This window comes from Microbacterium sp. GW821-FHT01D02 (assembly GCF_059422585.1).
The window spans coordinates 802,204-819,742 of record NZ_JBWKXB010000002.1 but is presented as its reverse complement, the minus strand read 5'-3'; the positions used below and the strand labels follow the sequence as shown (position 1 = coordinate 819,742).

The window sequence follows — 17,539 nt, the reverse complement described above, 5'->3', positions numbered from 1 at the left end:
ACGCCTCGAGTGAGGCATCCGGGGTCTTCGTCGTCGTGCGGCGCGACTTACTCGGGGTCGCCGCCGAGCGGGCCGACCGCCTCGAGCGGCCGCGGGTCGTCGGCGCCCGTCTTGCGGGCGCGGGCGATGAGGTTGCCCAGGTGGTAGATGAGCAGGGCCGCGACCGTGCCGAGCACGATGCCGCCGAAGGCGAAGTCGCCGAGCTGCATCGAGAAGCCGGCGATGCCGATCACGAGCGAGACGGCGGCCGTGTACTGGTTGACCGGACGCGAGAAGTCGACGCGGCTGTCGACCCAGATCTTGATGCCGATGATGCCGATGAGGCCGTACAGCGCGGTGGTGGCGCCACCGAGGACGCCGGCGGGGATCGAGTTGAACACCTCGCCGACCTTCGGGGAGAACGCCAGGAGGATCGCGAACAGGCCGGCGACCCAGTAGACGGCGGTCGAGTAGACGCGGGTGGCGGCCATGACGCCGATGTTCTCGCCGTACGTCGTGGTTCCCGATCCGCCGAAGCCACCGGCGATGGTCGTCGCAACGCCGTCCGCGATCAGGGCGCGGCCGGTGTGCTTGTTGATCGAGGGGTCCTCGGTCATGGTCGCGACACCGCGCACGTGGCCGACGTTCTCGGCGATCAGCACGAGCACGACGGGGAGGAACATCGCGATGGTCGACCAGGTGCCCGGTTCGATGAAGTCCGGGAGCTGGAAGTGCGGCAGGCCGATCCACGGCGCCTCGGAGATCAGCTCGGCCGGGGTCTTGCCGCCGCGCAGCGCGTTGGGGACATCGAACGACCCGGTGAAGGCGGCGTAGATGAAGCCGACCGCGACGCCGAGGAAGATCGAGATGCGCCCCAGGAAGCCGCGGAACAGCACGGCGAACAGGATGATCGCGACCAGCGTGATGGTAGCGGTGACCGGGTCGAGGGAGAAGTTGCTCCATGCCGTCGGCGCGAGGTTGAAGCCGATGAGGGCGACGATCGCGCCGGCGACCACCGGGGGCATCAGGGCGTCGACCCAGCGGAGGCCGGCGAATTGCACCACGAGGCCCACGACCACCAGGAGGAGGCCGACTGCGACGACGCCGGCGAGTGCCGATCCGGTGCCGCCCGCCGCGACCGCGGCCGTGATCGGGGCGATGAAGGCGAACGACGAGCCGAGGTAGCTGGGCAGCTGGTTCTTCGTGATGAGCAGGAAGATCAGCGTGCCCAGGCCGCTGAAGAGCAGCGTGGTCGAGACGGGGAAGCCCGTCAGGGTCGGCACGAGGAACGTGGCACCGAACATCGCGACGACGTGCTGTGCACCGATCGCGATCGTGGCGGGCCAGCTCAGTCGCTCTTCGGGGGTGACGACGGCGCCGGGCTCGACCGTGCGGCCGTTTCCGTGCAGCTTCCACAGGGCCATGCGGGCTCCTCAGGGTTCGGGGGGGGATGTCGGGAGTGCTGGAGCAACACTACCGATTCCTGTATGTTCCCTGAGCGCCTGATCGGCGCGAGAGGAGGTGTCAGGCGCCGAGGCGGTCGATCAGCTCGCGGTAGCGGTCGGCGGTGCGCGCGACGATGTCGTCGGGAAGCAGTGGCGGCTCGCCCTGCTTGTCCCAGTTCGCGGCCATCCAGTCGCGCACGATCTGCTTGTCGAAGCTCGCCATCCGCTCGCTCGGGGTGGTGCCGGTGCGCCAGGCCTCGGCGTCCCAGTAGCGCGAGGAGTCGCTCGTGAGCACTTCGTCGGCCAGGCGCAGGGTGCCCTCGGCATCCGTCCCGAACTCGAACTTGGTGTCGGCGAGGATCAGGCCCTTCTCCTCGGCGATCGCTGCCGCACGCGCATAGATCGCGAGCGAGGTGTCGCGCAGCTCGGCCGCACGATCGGCACCGACCAGCTCGACGGCGCGCTCGAACGTGATGTTCTCGTCGTGCTCGCCCATCGGCGCCTTGTAGGCGGGGGTGAACAGCGGTTCCGGGAGGCGGTCGCCGTTCTGGAGGCCTTCGGGGAGCGGGATGCCGCATACCGTGCCGCTCTCCTGGTACTCGACCCAGCCGGAGCCCGTGATGTAGCCGCGCACGACGCACTCGATCGGCAGCATCTCCAGAGACTGCGCCAGCATGGCGCGGTCGGCGACCGCATCCGGCAGCTCGCCCTCGGCGATGTGGTTGGGGAAGTCGGAGAGCTGCGCGAACCACCAGCGGCTCAGGCGCGTGAGCAGGGCCCCCTTGTCGGTGATGCCGGGGGAGAGCACGAAGTCGAAGGCGCTCACGCGGTCGGATGCCACGACGAGGATGCGCGTGTCCACCGGATCCTCCGAGGCGTACAGGTCGCGGACCTTGCCCGAGTAGATGTGTCGCCAGCCGGGGATGCTCAGTGCCGTGCCTTCAGAAGGTGTGCTCACCCGCCCATTATCCCGGTTCCCTCGGCCCCAGATGTCTACGGCCGTGGGTCGCGCCACCGGTGTCGGGGCGGGTGTCTAGCGTGGAGGCGTGACTGCTGACATCTTCACCGACCGGCTCCGGCTTTCGCGGGCGACCCCGTCCGACCTCGACGCGGTCTTCGCTATCCAGAACGATCCGCGGGTGTGGACGCACTTCCCGAGTCTTCGACACACCGACCCTGCGACGACTCTCGACATGATGGAGCGCTGGGAGCGCAGCTGGGAGCAGGCGGGGCTCGGATCCTGGGTCGCGCGTCTGCGTGACACGGGGGAGATCATCGGCAACGGCGGATGCACGCTGCTGCGCGGTGAGGTGTGGAACGTCGGATACCGGATCGCGTCCGACCATCACGGACACGGGTATGCGACCGAGCTGGCGCGCGCCGGAATCGAGCAGGCACGGATCGTCGCCCCCGATCGACCGGTCATCGCGTACCTCGTGGAGCACAACCGGGCGTCGGCGCACGTCGCGGAGAAGGTGGGCCTCGAACTCGTGCATCGGGCGCCGGACGTCGGCAACCCCGATCCCGCGGTGATGAGGCTCGTGTACGCGGATCGACCGCTCACCACGACGCAACTCGCGGCCGCTCTCGGTTGACGCCTGAGCGACCGCTCGGGGTCGGTCTTGTCGCTGTCCGCCGTCAGGCGTATAGTCCACATGGACTATTTGAGGTGGGACATGAAGAAAGACGCCGTCGACCGGCTCACTCCGATGGGGGTGATGGTGCTCGCGCTGCTGCGCGAGGGGGACATGCACCCCTATGAGATGGTCCGTCTCATGCGCGCCCGACACGACGATCGGCTGCTCACGATCACCAACGGCACGCTCTACCACACGGTCTCCCGGCTGCATCGGGCGGGCCTGATCGACGAGCTCGGCATCGATCGTGAGGGCAACCGTCCGGAGCGGACGACCTACGCCCTGACCGAAGCCGGCCGGGATGCGGTCGTGACCTGGGTGCAGCGCGAGCTGCCTCGCATCGATCGCCCGGCCGACTTCCGCATCGCGCTCGCCGAGGCGCACAACCTCGAGCGCGAGGAGGCCATCGACCTCCTGCGCGCGCGGCGCGGTGCCCTCGTCGATGACCACGCACGACATCGGGACGGCCTGCTCGGAGCCAGGAAGAAGGGCGTCCCCGAGCAGGTGCTCGTCGAGATCGAACGCCAGGAGGCCCTGTTGGAGGCCGAGCTGCTCTGGCTCGACTCCCTGCTCGACCGCCTCGACACCGAATCCCTGCCGTGGGGTCCCACGGCATTCCAGAACTCAGATCGCTACCGCGCTCAGCGAAAGGCCGCACAGCAATGACAGATTCCACCCGCGACGGAGACCGCCCGCCGGTGTCCGCGCCCGCCACGTCCGGTCCGTCGACCGGCACCTACTCCGTCGGCCACAAGCCGAAGAGCCCCTGGCCCGCTCTCTGGGCACTCGTCATCGGCTTCTTCATGATCCTCGTCGACACCACGATCGTCTCGGTCGCGAACCCGGCCATCAAGGCCGCGCTCGACCCGAACACGAACAACCTCGACAACGTCGTGTGGGTCACGAGCGCCTATCTGCTCGCCTACGCCGTGCCGCTGCTGATCACCGGGCGCCTCGGTGACCGCTTCGGGCCGAAGAACATCTACCTCATCGGTCTCGCCATCTTCACGCTCGCCTCGCTCTGGTGCGGACTGTCGAACTCGCTCGAGGGCCTGATCGTCGCGCGAGCCGTGCAGGGTCTCGGTGCGGCATTCATGACCCCGCAGACCATGGCCGTGATCACCCGCACCTTCCCGCCCGAGCGCCGTGGCGCCGCGATGGGACTCTGGGGTGCGACCGCCGGTGTCGCGACCCTCGTCGGTCCGCTCGTCGGCGGACTGCTCGTGGACGGCTTCGGCTGGGAGTGGATCTTCTTCGTGAACATCCCGGTCGGCATCGTCGCCTTCGTGCTCGCGTGGCGCCTGGTCCCCCGGCTCGCCACGCACCCGCACCGGTTCGACATCGTGGGCGTGGTGCTGAGCGCCGTGGCCCTGTTCCTCATCGTGTTCGGGCTCCAGGAGGGCGAGAAGTACGACTGGGGTGTGATCTGGGGCCCCATCTCCGTGTGGAGCCTGATCATCGTCGGCCTCGTGGTCCTCGGGCTGTTCATCCTGCAGCAGGCGAAGACGCGCAGCGAGCCGCTGGTGCCGCTCGAGCTGTTCCGCGACCGCAACTTCTCGGGAGCGAACGTGGCGATCGCCGCGGTCGGCTTCACCGTGACGAGCATGTCGCTGCCGATGATGTTCTTCCTGCAGACCGCGCGTGGCCTCACACCCACCGAGGCGGCGCTGCTGCTGATCCCGATGGCGGTGCTCTCGGGCGTGCTCGCTCCGGCCGCCGGGAAGCTGCTCGACCGGGTGGACCCCCGCATCATCCTCATCCCGGGTCTCCTCTGCGTGGCCGGCGCGCTCGTCTGGTACTCGGCGCTGATCAACATGGACACCCCGATCTGGATGTTCCTGCTGCCGTCCGCGCTGATGGGCATCGGCAACGCCGGCATGTGGGGGCCGCTCGCCACCACCGCCACGCGCAAGCTCCCGCCGCGTCAGGCAGGCGCCGGCGCCGGCATCTACAACACCACTCGCACCATCGGCTCCGTCATCGGCTCGGCATCCATCGCCGCGTTCATGCAGTCGCGCCTCGAGGCGAACCTGCCCGGGCTCGCGGATGCGCCGGCGGGGATCTCGACCGGTGGATCGCTGCCGCCGCAGGTGGCCGACGGCTTCGCCGCCGGCATGGCGCAGTCGATCCTGCTGCCCGCGTGCGTCATGGTGATCGCGCTGATCGCGTCGCTGTTCCTCGGGCGTTACGACAAGACGGAGGCGCCGGCGGCCCCGGTGGCCGCGACCACGGAGTAGCAGCGACTCATCCTCCACGACGGGTCCGGGAGGTGCGCATTCCGCACCTCCCGGACCCGTCGGCTTTTCCCGCGCCGAGGTGGGCGCATCGGCTGCCAGCGTCGCCCCGTGCCGACGGTCATGCGGATTCGTGGATACCGCTACTTCTTCTACAGCGACGAAGGATCGGAGCCCCCGCATGTGCACGTCGAACGCGCGTATTTGCCTCTGAGCATGGGTCGTGATCTCATCGAGCGATGACGATCGCACTCGCTCGACCGACCATCGACCTCTTCGACTCCTGGGCCGCCGCCGTGGCCGAGTTCGAGGGCGGACACATCGACGGCGGCGGCTACGAGCAGGGATTCGTCCCCGACCGTGCGGCGGGCGAGGCCTTCGTCGAGAAGGCGGAGCTGTACGCGACGCCCGGCGCGGTGCTGCCGGACGGGCACGTCGCCTGCGACCACTACTGGATCACCGAGGGTGACCAGGTCGTCGGCTTCCTCTCCTTCCGCCGCGAGCTCAACGACTACCTGCGCCGCTTCGGCGGCCACATCGGCTACTCCGTGATCCCGTCGCGACGCCGGGAGGGCATCGTGCGTGAGGCGCTCCGCCTCATGCTGCGCTCCGCGCGGGCCGAGGGCTATGAGCGCGTCATGCTCACCTGCGACGACGACAACTTCGGATCGATCCGCACGATCGAGGGCGCCGGCGGTGAGCTGGAAGACGTGATCGATGCCCCGGAGGCAGGGCAGCCGCGCGTCCGCCAGTACTGGATCGAGCTCTCGCCGGCCTGACGCCCCGACCTCGACGCGGGGGGCCTCCGATCGCCCGCGCGCACCCCCTTCCTGCGGCCGCTGAGCCCGGCCCCGGGCGTGGGGGCGCGCGGCGTGGCGACTAGGGTGGATGCTCGGCGATCGTCCGGTCGCTGCTGTCGACCCGAGGAGCACACGTCGTGATCCGATATCCATCCGCCGCGGCGGGCCGCCTGCGCCGATCGGTGCGCACCGCCGGCGCCGCCGCGCTCGTCGCCTTCGTCGCCGTCGGCGCACTGCTCGCCGGAGCCGCTCCCGCGACCGCCGCGAACGACGGTGAGAAGTACGTCATCGGCACCGACACCACGTTCGCGCCGTTCGAGTTCACCGACGCGAAGGGCGACCTCGTCGGCATCGACATGGATCTGCTCCGTGCGATCGCGAAGGACCAGGGGTTCGAGGTCGAGATCCGCCAGCTCGGATTCGACGCCGCCGTGCAGGCGCTGCAGTCGAACCAGGTCGACGCGGTCATGGCGGGCATGTCCATCACCGAGGAGCGCGAGAAGACCTTCGACTTCAGCGAGCCCTACTTCACCAGCGGCATCCAGCTGGGCGTGCTCGAGTCGAGCGACATCCAGTCTCTCGACGACCTCGACGGCAAGGCCGTCGCCGTCAAGACCGGCACGCAGGGCCAGACCTTCGCTGACGAGAACAAGGACGAGTACGGCTTCAAGGTCACTCCGTACCAGGACACGACCGATATGGTCGACGCCGTGAAGGCCGGCCAGGCGGTCGGCTACTTCGAGGACTTCCCGGTGCTGGCCTACGGCATCCAGCAGGGCTCCGGTTTCCGCCTCATCGGCGAGCCCGAGCTGGGCGGCGAGTACGGCTTCGCGGTCAACAAGGGGAAGAACCCCGAGCTGATCGAGATGTTCAACGCGGGACTCGAGAACCTGAAGGCCTCGGGCGAGTACGACAAGATCGTCGACACCTATCTCTCCGGCGGCGAGAAGTCCGCGCAGCCGACCGACATCTTCTCGGTCGCGGTGCAGTACTGGCCGGCGCTGATGGAGGGTCTGTGGCTCACGATCCTCGCGACGATCGTCGCGATCGTGGCCGCGTTCATCCTGGGCCTCGTCTTCGGGTTCGGTCGGGTGTCGAAGTTCGCACCGTTCCGCTGGATCGCCACCGCGTACGTCTACGTCTTCCGCGGCACCCCGATCCTCATCCAGGCGTTCTTCGTGTTCTTCGCGATCCCGCAGCTGTTCCCCGGCCTGACGTTCAACCCGTTCGTCGCCGGCGCGATCACGCTCTCGCTCAACACGGGCGCGTACATGACCGAGATCATCCGCGGAGGCATCCAGGCGGTCGATCCCGGCCAGGCCGAGGCCTCGCGCTCGCTGGGTCTCGGGCACTGGAAGACGATGCAGAAGGTCGTGCTCCCGCAGGCGTTCCGCATCATGATCCCGTCGTTCGTGAACCAGGGCATCATCACCCTCAAGGACACGTCGCTCATCAGCGTCATCGGCCTGGCGGAGCTGACGTTCGTCTCGCGCCAGATCATCGCCTCGACGTACCTGTCGGCGCAGGTGCTGACGATCGTCGCCATCATCTACTTCGTCGTGATCACGCTGCTGACGCTGCTCGCGAACCGCCTGGAGAGGACGTTCAACGCATGAGCAAGATCGTGGTGCAGGACCTGCACAAGTCGTTCGGCGACAACGAGGTGCTCAAGGGCATCAACCTGGCCGTGGAGGACGGCGAGGTCGTCGCGGTCATCGGTCCCTCAGGGTCGGGCAAGTCGACCCTGCTGCGCTGCCTCAACAAGCTCGAGGAGCCGACGTCGGGGCACGTCATCATCGACGGCGTCGACCTCACCGACAAGAGCGTCAAGCTCGACGAGGTGCGTCAGCGCATCGGCATGGTGTTCCAGCACTTCAACCTGTTCCCGCACATGACCGTGCTCGAGAACATCACCCTCGCTCCGGTCGAGCTCGGCAAGCTGTCGAAGGCCGAGGCCCGCGAGCGAGCGCTGGCGCTGCTGGAGCGCGTCGGTCTCTCGGAGAAGGCGGATGCGAAGCCGGCATCCCTCTCCGGTGGTCAGAAGCAGCGCGTGGCGATCGCCCGTGCGCTCGCGATGGACCCCGAGATCATGCTGTTCGACGAGGCGACCAGTGCGCTCGACCCCGAGATGGTCGGCGAGGTGCTGCAGGTCATCCGTGACCTGGCCTCGGGCGGTATGACGATGGTGCTGGTGACGCACGAGATGGGCTTCGCCCGCGAGGTCTCCGGTCGCACGGTGTTCATGGACGGCGGCGTCGTGGTCGAGGAGGCCCCGCCCGCCGAGCTCTTCGGCAACCCCAAGAACGAGCGCCTGAAGGACTTCCTCTCCAAGGTGCTCTGAGGTCGCGCTTCGCGCTGCTTGCCTCCGCGTCGACTTCCCGTGTACTCGCCGAGTGCACGGGAAGTTTGCGTTGAGAGGCCGTGCATTCGACAGCTTCCGGTTCACTCGGCGCCGACGCGGCTACTCGCGGACGGGGACGGGGGCGGGGGCGAGGTGGCGACGGATGGTCGCGCTCACCAGGGCCGCCACGGCGCACAGCCCGGCGGCGGCGAACCACGCGAACGTGTACTGGCCGGTGTGGTCGCGGACGATCCCGGCCAGGACCGAGGCGATGCCGGCGCCGATCTGGTGCGCGGCGAACACCCAGCCGAACACGAGCGGACCCTTGTCGCCGAAGACCTCGCGGCACAGCGCGATCGTCGGCGGCACGGTCGCGACCCAATCGAGCCCGTAGATCACGATGAAGACGATGATGCTCGGCTGCACCTCGGCCGAGAGCAGGCTCGGCAGGAACAGCAGACTCACCCCGCGCAGCGCGTAGTAGGCGGCGAGCAGGATGCGCGGGTTCACGCGGTCGGTCAGCCATCCCGAGAACACGGTCCCGACGATGTCGAAGATGCCGACGACGGCGAGGAGCCCGGCGGCGGTCGTGGTCGCCATCCCGTGGTCGTGCGCGCTCGGGATGAAATGCGTGCCGATGAGTCCGTTGGTGGTCGCCCCGCAGATCGCGAATCCGATCGCCAGCGCCCAGAAGGTCTTGGTGCGCGCGGCCTCGCGCAGTGTGGTCAGCGCGAGCTTCGCAGCTCCCCAGGCGGTGCCCCTCGGAGCGGGGGCCGCGGCCACGACGGGAGCGGTCTCGCCGTAGCGGGCGACGCCGAGGTCGCTCGGCCGGTTGCGCAGGAAGATCCAGACGAGTGGCGCGACAGCGAGCGCGCCGCCAGCGATGATGAGCGAGGCCCCGCGCCATCCGATGTCCTCCGCGGCGGCCGCGATCACCGGGAGGAAGATCAGCTGGCCGGTCGCGCTGCCCGCGGTGAGCACGCCCGAGACCAGACCACGCCGGGTGGCGAACCAGGTGTCGGTGATGGTCGCGGCGAACACCAGCGCCATCGATCCGGTGCCGAGTCCGATCAGGACTCCCCAGGTCAGGATGAGCTGGCCGGGAGTCGCCACGAACACGCTCAGCGCCGCGCCCGCCCCGATCACGAAGAGCGCGACCACCGTGACCGCGCGGATGCCGAAGCGCTGCATGAGGGCGGCGGCGAACGGGGCGATGAGGCCGTAGAGCAGGAGGTTGATCGAGACCGCGAGCGAGAGCTCTGCCGTGCTCCAGCCGAACTCCTGCTCGAGCGGGACCATGAGCACGCCGGGTGCTGCACGGAAACCCGCGGCGCCGATGAGCGCGATGAGGGCCACGAGGGCCACCGTCCAGGCGGGGTGGAAGCGGCGCTGCCGCGTGGCCACGGGTTCCTCGAGCGGTCCGTCGAGTGATTCGGCGGTCATGCCGCGCCCCCGGTGAGAAGGGCGAAGGGCTCCCCGCCCATGCTGCGTCGCGCCCAGCGGGTGCTGTCGGCGTCGAGCGGTGCCGCGCAGGTCGTGCACCAGTCGACCGAGCCCGAGACCTTGCCGCACCGGCCGCAGCTCACCGTCAGCCCCCAGGGCCCATCGGGGTCGGTGAGGCGGGCGAACTGCGCGTAGGCGTGCAGGATCGGGAGAGTCTGGCGTCCGGCATCCGTCAGTCGGTATCCGCTGCGCGCATCGTCGGGGTCTTCGCGGGCGATGAGGTCGGCCTCTCCCATCGCGGTCAGGCGCCGGGAGAGCACCGAGTCGGCCGCGCCGGTGGCGTCGCGCAACTGATCGAAGTGCGAGCGACCGGAGAAGAGCTCACGCAGGATGAGCAGCACCCACGGGTCGGCGAGCACGTCGGCGGTGCGGGCGATCGGGCAGGTCGTAGAGGACCAGTCGGAGCGAAGCGGCATCCGCCAACTTTCTTGAAGAAAGTCGCCCGTGTCAATCGCGGATCCGCACGTTGGCAGGATTCCTGTCCGCATTCGGCCGAATTCGCGCGTTCGTGTTCTTGCCCCGGGCGCCGCTGTCGAGTGCACGTGATGTCGCCGGGTGCACGGGGTATCCGCGTCGAGAAGCCGTGCACTCGTCGAGAAGCCGTGCTCTCGGCGCGGTGGCGCGCGTGCACTCGGCGAGGACGCGCGGCGGCGCGGGCGGGGCGGGCGGGGTTACTCGGCGACGCGGGCGGCGATGTCGGTGCGGTAGTGGGAGCCGTCGAGGCGGATGCGGCCGATCGCCTCATACGCACGGTCGCGGGCGGTGCGGAAGTCGGAGGCGACGGCGACCACGTTCAGCACCCGGCCGCCCGTGGCGATGGGCGATCCGCCGGGAGCATCGGGACTCGCGGTCGCGGCGTGCACGAGGCGGACGCCCTCGACGGCGGCGGCATCCGCGAGGCCCTCGATCGGGCGACCGGTCTGCGGCGCCTCGGGGTAGCCCTCGCTGGCCAGGACGACCGTGATGGCCACGTCGTCGCTGAACACGGGCTCGGGCTGGTCCTCGAGCGTGCCGGATGCCGCGGCGAACAACAGCTCGGACAGCGGGGTGACCAGTCGCGGCAGCACGATCTGCGTCTCGGGGTCTCCGAAGCGTGCGTTGAACTCGATCACGCGCACGCCGGCCGGGGTGAGGATCAGGCCGGCGTAGAGGAGTCCGATGAACGGGGTGCCCTCGGTGTCGAGCTGGCGCACCACGGGAAGTGCCACGTCACGGGTGACCTCTTCGACGAAGGCCTGCTCGCTGCCGAACTGCTCGGCGAGCCACGGCAGCGGCGAGTACGCGCCCATGCCACCCGTGTTGGGTCCGGCGTCGCCGTCGAGCGCGCGCTTGAAGTCCTGTGCGGGGCTGAGCGCGCGCACGGTGTCGCCGTCGCTCAGGAAGAACAGTGAGACCTCGGGGCCGGAGAGGAACTCCTCGATCAGCACGGCGCCGACCGGCAGGTACTGCTCGGCGTGGGCGAGAGCCTCGGAGCGGTCGGACGTGACGATGACGCCCTTGCCCGCCGCGAGGCCGTCGGCCTTGACCACGTACGGGGCGCCGAGGTCGTCGAACGCGGCCTCGACCTCCGCGGTGCTCGCGGCGCGGACGGCGCGACCGGTCGGCACGCCGGCGGCGTCCATGACCCGCTTCGCGAACGACTTCGAGCCCTCCAGCTGTGCCGCAGCCTTGCCCGGTCCGAACACCGGGATGCCGCGGACGCGGAGCGCGTCGGCGACCCCGGCGACGAGCGGGGCCTCGGGCCCGATGACGACCAGGTCGATCGCGTGCTCGTGGGCGAACGTCGTCACGGCGCCGCCGTCGAGCGGGTCGACCGAGACGGGGGTCGCATCCTGTGCGATGCCGGCGTTGCCGGGAGCGACGAAGATCTCGTGCTCCGTCTGCTCGGCCCGCAGGGCGAGGATGATCGCGTGCTCACGGGCACCGGAACCGAGGACGAGAATCTTCACCCGTCCAGACTACCGAGGACCGCGGCTCGGGTTTCGGCGGGATGACATGCGGGCACACGCGGGTGTCAGAGGGTGACCGGGCGCTCCACGGTCGCATCCCACGGCACGGTCCACCCGGCGGCGTCGAAGAGGGCGTCGAGGACCATCGCGGTGAAGCCCCAGACGATGGTGCCGTCGACGTCGAACGCCGGCCCGCGGAAGGTGTGGCCCATCCGGGTGATCGTCGAGGTGAACCGGGTGTCCGGGTCGAGCAGCTGCGCGACGGGTACGCGGAAGACCTCGACCGTCTCGGCGTGGTCGACCGCGACGACCCGCGAGGGCGACCGCCACCAGGCGAGCACCGGGGTGACCAGGTGGTTGCTCGCGGCCAGGGGGATCACGGGCAGTGTGGCCAGCACCTCGACGCCGCTCGGGTCGAGACCCGTCTCCTCCTCGGCTTCGCGCAGGGCCGTGTCGACGACGTCGACGTCCTCCGGCTCGACCCGGCCTCCGGGGAACGACACCTGTCCCGGATGCGAGGAGAGTGTGGGAGCGCGTCGCTGCAGCAGCACGTCGAGATCGCGCGCGACGGCGGCGTCCGCCGTCGGGGCGGGGGTGTGATCCAGCACCCCGAACAGGATGAGCACGGCGGCATCGTGGGCGTTCTGCGGATCCGCGAGGGGAGGGATCCGGACGCCCCAGGAGTGGTCGGCCACGGCGGCGAGCAGATCGGCGCGGGCGCCCTGGGGATGCATGCTCATGGGTCTGAGCATAGGACTCGTCCCCGGTGGACGGGCCGGAGGCCGGACCCGTCCCGGAGGTAGGCTCGCGGCATGAGGAGATGGCGAGGCCTGGTGCTCGGCGCGGTGCTGCTGACGGTGCTGAGCGGATGCAGCGCGACGCCCGAGGTCGACCCCGACGCCGTGCAGGAGTGGATGGCGACGCAGGATTCCACCGCGGTTCCCGGTTCTCTCGCGGGGATGACGGGACTCGCCTCCGCCCTCTCGGACTCCGTCGGCGAGGGTGGCGTCGCCGTGTCGTTCGCCGAGCCACACCCCGTCTCGACCGTGCTGTTCGCGTGCTTCGGCCCGGAGACGATGAGCGCCGACGTCACGCTGGCTCGCGTCGATGCCGACGATGCGACGACGACCCAGACGATCCGCACCGATGACCTGATCTGCGACGGCGAGCCGCAGGGGATCGAGATGACGAGCGACGCGGCGACCACGGTCACCACGAAAGGTCTGAGCACGGATGCGGTGGGTGCCTGGTCGGCTGTCGTCATGGGTGAGGGCTGAGCTGTGGCCAGGAAGATCGACATCGTCGACGGGCGGTCGGCCCTCGACGCCGTGCGCGCGGCGAACGGCGCGGGGGACAAGCCGGCGCGCACCGATCTCGCCACCGCGGTGCGCTACCTGCTGCAGCTCCTCGACGAGAAGGCTCCGGGCAACAGCGTCGAGGTGCGGGTGCCGCCGTTCGGTGCCGTGCAGGTGATCCAGGGGCCGCGGCACACCCGCGGCACTCCGCCGAACGTCGTCGAGATGGATGCCGCGACCTGGATCGCCGTCGCCACCGGGGTCGAGCCGTGGGCGGAGGCGGCCGCGTCGGGACGCATCCACGCGTCGGGCACCCGCGCCGACCTCGCCGACGTCCTGCCCCTGCGTCCGTAACCCCGCCCGCCGGAGGTCCGCCGCCGGGCGTCCGTCGTCAGACGCGGTCGTGGAGGGTGACGTGGTAGCCGTCGGGGTCGGCGAACGTGAAGGTCCGGCCGAAGGGTCCGTCGATCGGGTCTGTGATGATCGGGTGCCCGTCCGCGAGCAGGGCATCGTGAATGTTCTGCGGATCCGTGGCGTGCAGCCAGATGGCGGCACCGATCCCGGGCTGGGCGACCGAGCTGAGATCGGTGCCGGGGGCGATGTCGCGGATCGCGAAGGCGATCGGCGTGGTCTCGAAGACGACGGCGTGCGGCGGTCCGGCCGGCGAACGCACGAGGCCGAGGTATCGCTCGTAGAATGCCTGGGAGACCGAGAGATCGCGGACCTGGAGGGACAGGAAGTCGGGGCCGGTGACGGGCATGATGCGCTCCTTCGTTGTGTGTCAGTTTTCTGACACGCTCGACCTTATGTCAGAATGCTGACATGAGTCAAGACGGAGGCGGCATCCACCTGGAAACTTCGCTGGGCTACCTGCTGAAGGAGGCGTCGAGCGCTCTCCGCACGGCGATGGAGGAGGTGCTGCGCCCGCTCGGGATGACGGTGACGCACTATTCGTGCCTCGAGCTGCTCGCGCAGCGGCCCGGGCTGTCGAACTCGGAACTCGCACGCGGAGCGTTCGTCACTCGGCAGTCGATGAATGTGCTGCTCCAGACGCTGGAGCGGGACGGGTTCGTGACCAGGCCGGCGGAGGCGCCGGTCGGGAAGGCCCTTCCCGCGCGCCTCACCCCCCGCGGACGGCAGAGTCTGGCGACCGCCAGTGCGGCCGTGCGCGCTGTCGAGGTCCGGATGCTCTCGGGCATGACCGAGAGCGAGCAGGCGGGCGCGCTGCGGAGCCTGAGGAGCATGATCCACTCCCTGCGCGACGGCGGCCGCGAGGACTAGCCCGGATCGCGGCCGCGTCAGCGCCGAGCGACCACCAGCGGGACCCCGGTCGTCGGGTGCGGGAACACGTCGACGGCCTGCCCGTAGACCTGCTCGATCCGCTCGGCCGTGAGCACCTCCGCCGCCGTGCCCGTCGCCGACACCCGGCCGTCGGCGAGCAGCGTGACCCGGTCGGCGTGCGCGAGCGCGGCGTTGAGGTCGTGCAGCACGATCGCCACCGCGATCCCGGCATCCGCACGACCGCGGATCAGTCGCATGACGTCTTCGTGATGCTTGAGGTCGAGCGCCGCAGTGGGTTCGTCGAGGAGCAGGATGCCGGTGCTCTGGGCGATCACCCGGGCGAGGGCGACGCGTGCGCGCTCGCCGCCGGAGAGGGACGGGACCGCGCGAGCTCCGAGTGCGGTGACCTCGGTCTGCGCCATCGCGGACGCCACCAGGTCGTCGTCCTCCTCGGCGGCGGGGGTCCGGGCCCACGGCGTGCGCCCCATGCGCACGACCTGCTCGGCGCTGAAGGGGAACGTGACGGTGTTCTCCTGCAGGAGCACGGCGCGCTGCTGGGCGAGGGTGCGCGGCTTGACCCGGTCGATCGATCCGCCGTCGATCTCGACGGCTCCCGCCTGCGCGGTCACGTCGCCGGCGAGCACGCCGAACAGGGTGGACTTGCCGGCGCCGTTGGGGCCGACGAGCGCGTGGATCTCTCCGGCGTGGATCTCGATGGACGCGTCGTCGAGGATCGTCCGTCCTTCGCCGACGCGCACGGTGAGCCCCGCCCCGCGGAGCCGGACGCTCATGCCCATCCTCCCGAGCGGCGACGTGTGCGCACGAGCAGCCAGAGGAAGAAGGGCCCGCCCACGAGAGAGGTGATCATGCCGATCGGCAGGTCGGCGAGCGGGACGGCCGTGCGCGCCACGAGGTCGGCGACGGCGATGAGCAGCGCGCCGCCCAGGGCCGAGGCGATCACGAGCGGCAGATGCGCCGGGCCGATCATCATGCGCATGAGGTGCGGCACGACGAGCCCCGCGAATCCGATGATCCCGGCGAAGGCGACGGCCGCGCACACCAGGAGGGCGACCGTCACGATGACGACGATCCGCAGCAGCTCGACGTTGACGCCCAGGTGTCGGGCGGTGCGCTCGCCGAGGGCGAAGAGATCGAGACCGGGAGCCACGATCAGCGCGACGACGACGCCGATGAGGACCAGGGGCGCGACGAGCTGGATGTTCGACCACAGGGCGCCGTTCAGCGAGCCCAACTGCCAGAACACGATCTGCTCGCGGGTCGACGTGGTGCCGAGGAACGTGAAGAAGGCCATGCCGGCGCCGGCGATCGCATTGATCGCGATGCCCGTGAGCAGCAGGGTCACGACCTCGGTGCGTCCGCCGGATCGGCTGATGAAGTACACCGAGAACACCGCGACGAGTCCGCCGAGGAAGGCGAAGGCGGGCGTGGTCCACATCCCGAAGGTCGCGAGTCCGAACGTGATGCTCGCCGCGGCGCCGAGAGCGGCACCCGAGGAGACGCCGACGACACCGGCATCCGCCAGCGGGTTGCCGAAGATCGCCTGCATGAGGACGCCCGAGACGGCCAGGGCGGCGCCGACGAGCAGCCCGAGCACGATGCGCGGCATCCGCAGGTTGAAGATCACGCCGTAGTCGGTGGCGGCCGTCGGCGCCCATGCGGTGTCGACGCCGATGCCTCGCAGCAGCACGCCGACGAGCGCCGTGGGGGAGAGGTCGTACTGCCCGCTCGTGATGGAGATGACGCAGGTGACCATCAGGGCGATGACCAGGCCGACCGTCACGAGCGCGAACCGCAGCCCCCGGTGCCTCGTCGGTGTCGGGGTGACGACCTCGCCGGTCACTTCGCCGGCTCGGGGGCGTACAGGGCGCGGGCGAGAGCGCCGATGACGTCGGCCGTGCGCGGGCCGAAGCTCAGGATCTCGGCGTCGGCCATGTCGATCACACGACGGTTGGCCCCGGCCGGGGTCTCGGCGACGGCCGGGATCCGTTCGATGAGCCCGTCGATGCCGCCGACCGACTCGAGTCCGTCGGTCATCATCACGAGCACGTCCGGGCGCGCGGCGACGAGGGCCTCCGCGGTCATCGGCTTCATGCCCTCCCAGCCGATCTCGGCCGCGACGTCCACGCCGCCGACCGCGTCGATGAGCGAGTCCGCCCCCGAGTCCTCGCCGAAGATGTAGTACACGTTGGCGCTGCCTCGCACGTAGAGGAAGAGCATCCGTGCCCGGTCGGCCTCATCCGCGGGCACGACCTCGGCGATCTCCGCGAGCGTCTCGTCGACCGAGGCGTCGAGACGCTCGATGAGCGCCTTCCCGCGGCTGGGCACGCCGAGCGCGGTCGCGATCTCGGTCACCAGCTCGTCCGTGGTGTCGAGCCGGCGGTCGCCGGAGATCACGACGACCGCGATGCCGGCGTCGCGGAGCTGCTGCCGCACCTCCTTCGGGCCGATGGTCGTGTCCGTCAGGACCACGGTCGGGGCGAGCTCGAGGATGGCTTCGGCGTTGAGCGTGTGGCCGGTCTTCGTGACGACGGGAAGATCCTCGGTCCCGGCGAACACGGTGGAGGAGTCGCGGCCGACGACCTGGTCGCCCAGGCCGAGCGCGAAGACCGTCGAGGCGATCGTGCCGGAGATGTCGATGGGGAGGATGCGGTCGACATCGGTGATCTCGATCTCGCGGCCCTCGCTGTCGGTCACGTCCACCGGCAGCTGCGGAGCGGTGTCGTCGTCGACGGGCACGATCGCGTGGCTCGACAGGCAGGCGGTGGAGGGGCCCTGGTATCCGCGCACGTCGTCGATGAGGTCCAGCGACGCGAGCGGGGTGGTGGCCTGCGGGCAGGTGTCCTCCGCGGCGGCGGGAGGTGCGGCGGTGGCTCCCGGCTCTGCGCAGGCGGTGAGGCCGACGGCGAGAGCGGCGACGAAGACGAGGGCGAGAACGCGACGCATTAGGCAAGGCTATCCTAAAACTTGACGTGCGCCGATCCGCACCTCTACGCTCTGGATTGGTGGCTTGCTTAGCTAAGCCTAACCAAAACCCTACCTTCGCCCGACTGCATT

At 69.9% G+C, this 17,539-nt stretch carries 20 protein-coding genes; 10 read left to right on the top strand and 10 right to left on the bottom strand.

The window, feature by feature from the left end:
• Positions 1–47: 47 nt before the first annotated feature.
• A complete protein-coding gene (locus tag AC07VM_RS12685) occupies positions 48–1,403 on the bottom strand; it encodes a uracil-xanthine permease family protein (RefSeq protein WP_267417044.1) in 1,356 nt (451 codons plus the stop codon).
• Positions 1,404–1,503: 100 nt separating this feature from the next.
• Positions 1,504–2,382, bottom strand: a complete 879-nt coding sequence (locus tag AC07VM_RS12680) for a phosphoribosylaminoimidazolesuccinocarboxamide synthase (protein ID WP_267417045.1) — start codon at positions 2,380–2,382, stop codon at positions 1,504–1,506.
• 88 nt (positions 2,383–2,470) lie between these two features.
• On the opposite strand from AC07VM_RS12680, the gene AC07VM_RS12675 reads away from it, so the two are divergent.
• The 7 genes from AC07VM_RS12675 to AC07VM_RS12645 all read left to right on the top strand — a co-directional run bounded on the left by AC07VM_RS12675 (position 2,471) and on the right by AC07VM_RS12645 (position 8,436).
• A complete protein-coding gene (locus AC07VM_RS12675) occupies positions 2,471–3,019 on the top strand; it encodes a GNAT family N-acetyltransferase (RefSeq protein WP_494911521.1) in 549 nt (182 codons plus the stop codon).
• 81 nt (positions 3,020–3,100) lie between these two features.
• On the top strand, positions 3,101–3,727 hold the full coding sequence (locus AC07VM_RS12670; protein WP_494911520.1) for a PadR family transcriptional regulator: 627 nt from the start codon (positions 3,101–3,103) through the stop codon (positions 3,725–3,727).
• Entirely contained in the window at positions 3,724–5,298 is a 1,575-nt protein-coding gene (locus AC07VM_RS12665; RefSeq protein ID WP_494911519.1) for an MFS transporter, read from the top strand. Before AC07VM_RS12670 ends, AC07VM_RS12665 begins: the two co-directional genes overlap by 4 nt.
• Positions 5,299–5,418: 120 nt before the next feature.
• Entirely contained in the window at positions 5,419–5,538 is a 120-nt protein-coding gene (locus AC07VM_RS12660; protein ID WP_494911716.1) for a DUF4160 domain-containing protein, read from the top strand.
• Entirely contained in the window at positions 5,535–6,074 is a 540-nt protein-coding gene (locus AC07VM_RS12655) for a GNAT family N-acetyltransferase (RefSeq protein ID WP_494911518.1), read from the top strand. The genes AC07VM_RS12660 and AC07VM_RS12655 overlap by 4 nt, the downstream gene beginning before the upstream one ends.
• A 158-nt stretch (positions 6,075–6,232) precedes the next feature.
• Entirely contained in the window at positions 6,233–7,711 is a 1,479-nt protein-coding gene (locus AC07VM_RS12650) for an amino acid ABC transporter substrate-binding protein/permease (protein WP_494911516.1), read from the top strand.
• Entirely contained in the window at positions 7,708–8,436 is a 729-nt protein-coding gene (locus AC07VM_RS12645) for an amino acid ABC transporter ATP-binding protein (RefSeq protein ID WP_267417051.1), read from the top strand. The genes AC07VM_RS12650 and AC07VM_RS12645 overlap by 4 nt, the downstream gene beginning before the upstream one ends.
• A gap of 120 nt (positions 8,437–8,556) precedes the next feature.
• Here the strand turns inward: AC07VM_RS12645 and AC07VM_RS12640 are convergent, their stop codons facing one another.
• The 4 genes from AC07VM_RS12640 to AC07VM_RS12625 all read right to left on the bottom strand — a co-directional run bounded on the left by AC07VM_RS12640 (position 8,557) and on the right by AC07VM_RS12625 (position 12,628).
• A complete protein-coding gene (locus tag AC07VM_RS12640; RefSeq protein WP_494911514.1) occupies positions 8,557–9,879 on the bottom strand; it encodes an MFS transporter in 1,323 nt (440 codons plus the stop codon).
• Positions 9,876–10,355, bottom strand: coding sequence for a winged helix-turn-helix transcriptional regulator (locus tag AC07VM_RS12635; protein ID WP_494911513.1), 480 nt, complete (start codon positions 10,353–10,355; stop codon positions 9,876–9,878). Before AC07VM_RS12635 ends, AC07VM_RS12640 begins: the two co-directional genes overlap by 4 nt.
• A 255-nt stretch (positions 10,356–10,610) precedes the next feature.
• Entirely contained in the window at positions 10,611–11,888 is a 1,278-nt protein-coding gene (purD, locus tag AC07VM_RS12630) for a phosphoribosylamine--glycine ligase (protein ID WP_494911512.1), read from the bottom strand.
• A gap of 65 nt (positions 11,889–11,953) precedes the next feature.
• Positions 11,954–12,628, bottom strand: a complete 675-nt coding sequence (locus tag AC07VM_RS12625) for an NUDIX hydrolase (RefSeq protein ID WP_494911511.1) — start codon at positions 12,626–12,628, stop codon at positions 11,954–11,956.
• Positions 12,629–12,700: 72 nt separating this feature from the next.
• On the opposite strand from AC07VM_RS12625, the gene AC07VM_RS12620 reads away from it, so the two are divergent.
• Both AC07VM_RS12620 and AC07VM_RS12615 read left to right on the top strand, forming a co-directional pair.
• Positions 12,701–13,165: a hypothetical protein gene (locus AC07VM_RS12620; RefSeq protein WP_494911510.1), complete on the top strand. Its 465-nt coding sequence runs from the start codon at positions 12,701–12,703 to the stop codon at positions 13,163–13,165.
• 3 nt (positions 13,166–13,168) lie between these two features.
• Complete coding sequence (locus AC07VM_RS12615; protein WP_267417059.1) at positions 13,169–13,537, top strand: sterol carrier family protein; 369 nt, start codon at positions 13,169–13,171, stop codon at positions 13,535–13,537.
• 37 nt (positions 13,538–13,574) lie between these two features.
• On the opposite strand, the gene AC07VM_RS12610 is transcribed toward AC07VM_RS12615, so the two are convergent.
• Positions 13,575–13,943 (bottom strand): VOC family protein, encoded by a 369-nt coding sequence (locus AC07VM_RS12610; protein WP_494911509.1) that lies wholly within the window; start codon positions 13,941–13,943, stop codon positions 13,575–13,577.
• Between the two features lie 62 nt (positions 13,944–14,005).
• Here AC07VM_RS12610 and AC07VM_RS12605 point away from each other — a divergent pair, with 62 nt between their 5' ends.
• Positions 14,006–14,464: a MarR family winged helix-turn-helix transcriptional regulator gene (locus AC07VM_RS12605; protein ID WP_494911508.1), complete on the top strand. Its 459-nt coding sequence runs from the start codon at positions 14,006–14,008 to the stop codon at positions 14,462–14,464.
• A 17-nt stretch (positions 14,465–14,481) separates the two neighbouring features.
• On the opposite strand, the gene AC07VM_RS12600 is transcribed toward AC07VM_RS12605, so the two are convergent.
• From AC07VM_RS12600 to AC07VM_RS12590, 3 genes are read right to left on the bottom strand one after another with little or no spacing between them, the layout of a single operon-like run.
• Entirely contained in the window at positions 14,482–15,255 is a 774-nt protein-coding gene (locus AC07VM_RS12600; RefSeq protein ID WP_267417060.1) for a heme ABC transporter ATP-binding protein, read from the bottom strand.
• Positions 15,252–16,325 (bottom strand): FecCD family ABC transporter permease, encoded by a 1,074-nt coding sequence (locus AC07VM_RS12595; protein WP_494911507.1) that lies wholly within the window; start codon positions 16,323–16,325, stop codon positions 15,252–15,254. The genes AC07VM_RS12600 and AC07VM_RS12595 overlap by 4 nt, the downstream gene beginning before the upstream one ends.
• A complete protein-coding gene (locus AC07VM_RS12590; protein WP_494911506.1) occupies positions 16,322–17,428 on the bottom strand; it encodes a heme/hemin ABC transporter substrate-binding protein in 1,107 nt (368 codons plus the stop codon). Before AC07VM_RS12590 ends, AC07VM_RS12595 begins: the two co-directional genes overlap by 4 nt.
• Positions 17,429–17,539: the final 111 nt, after the last annotated feature.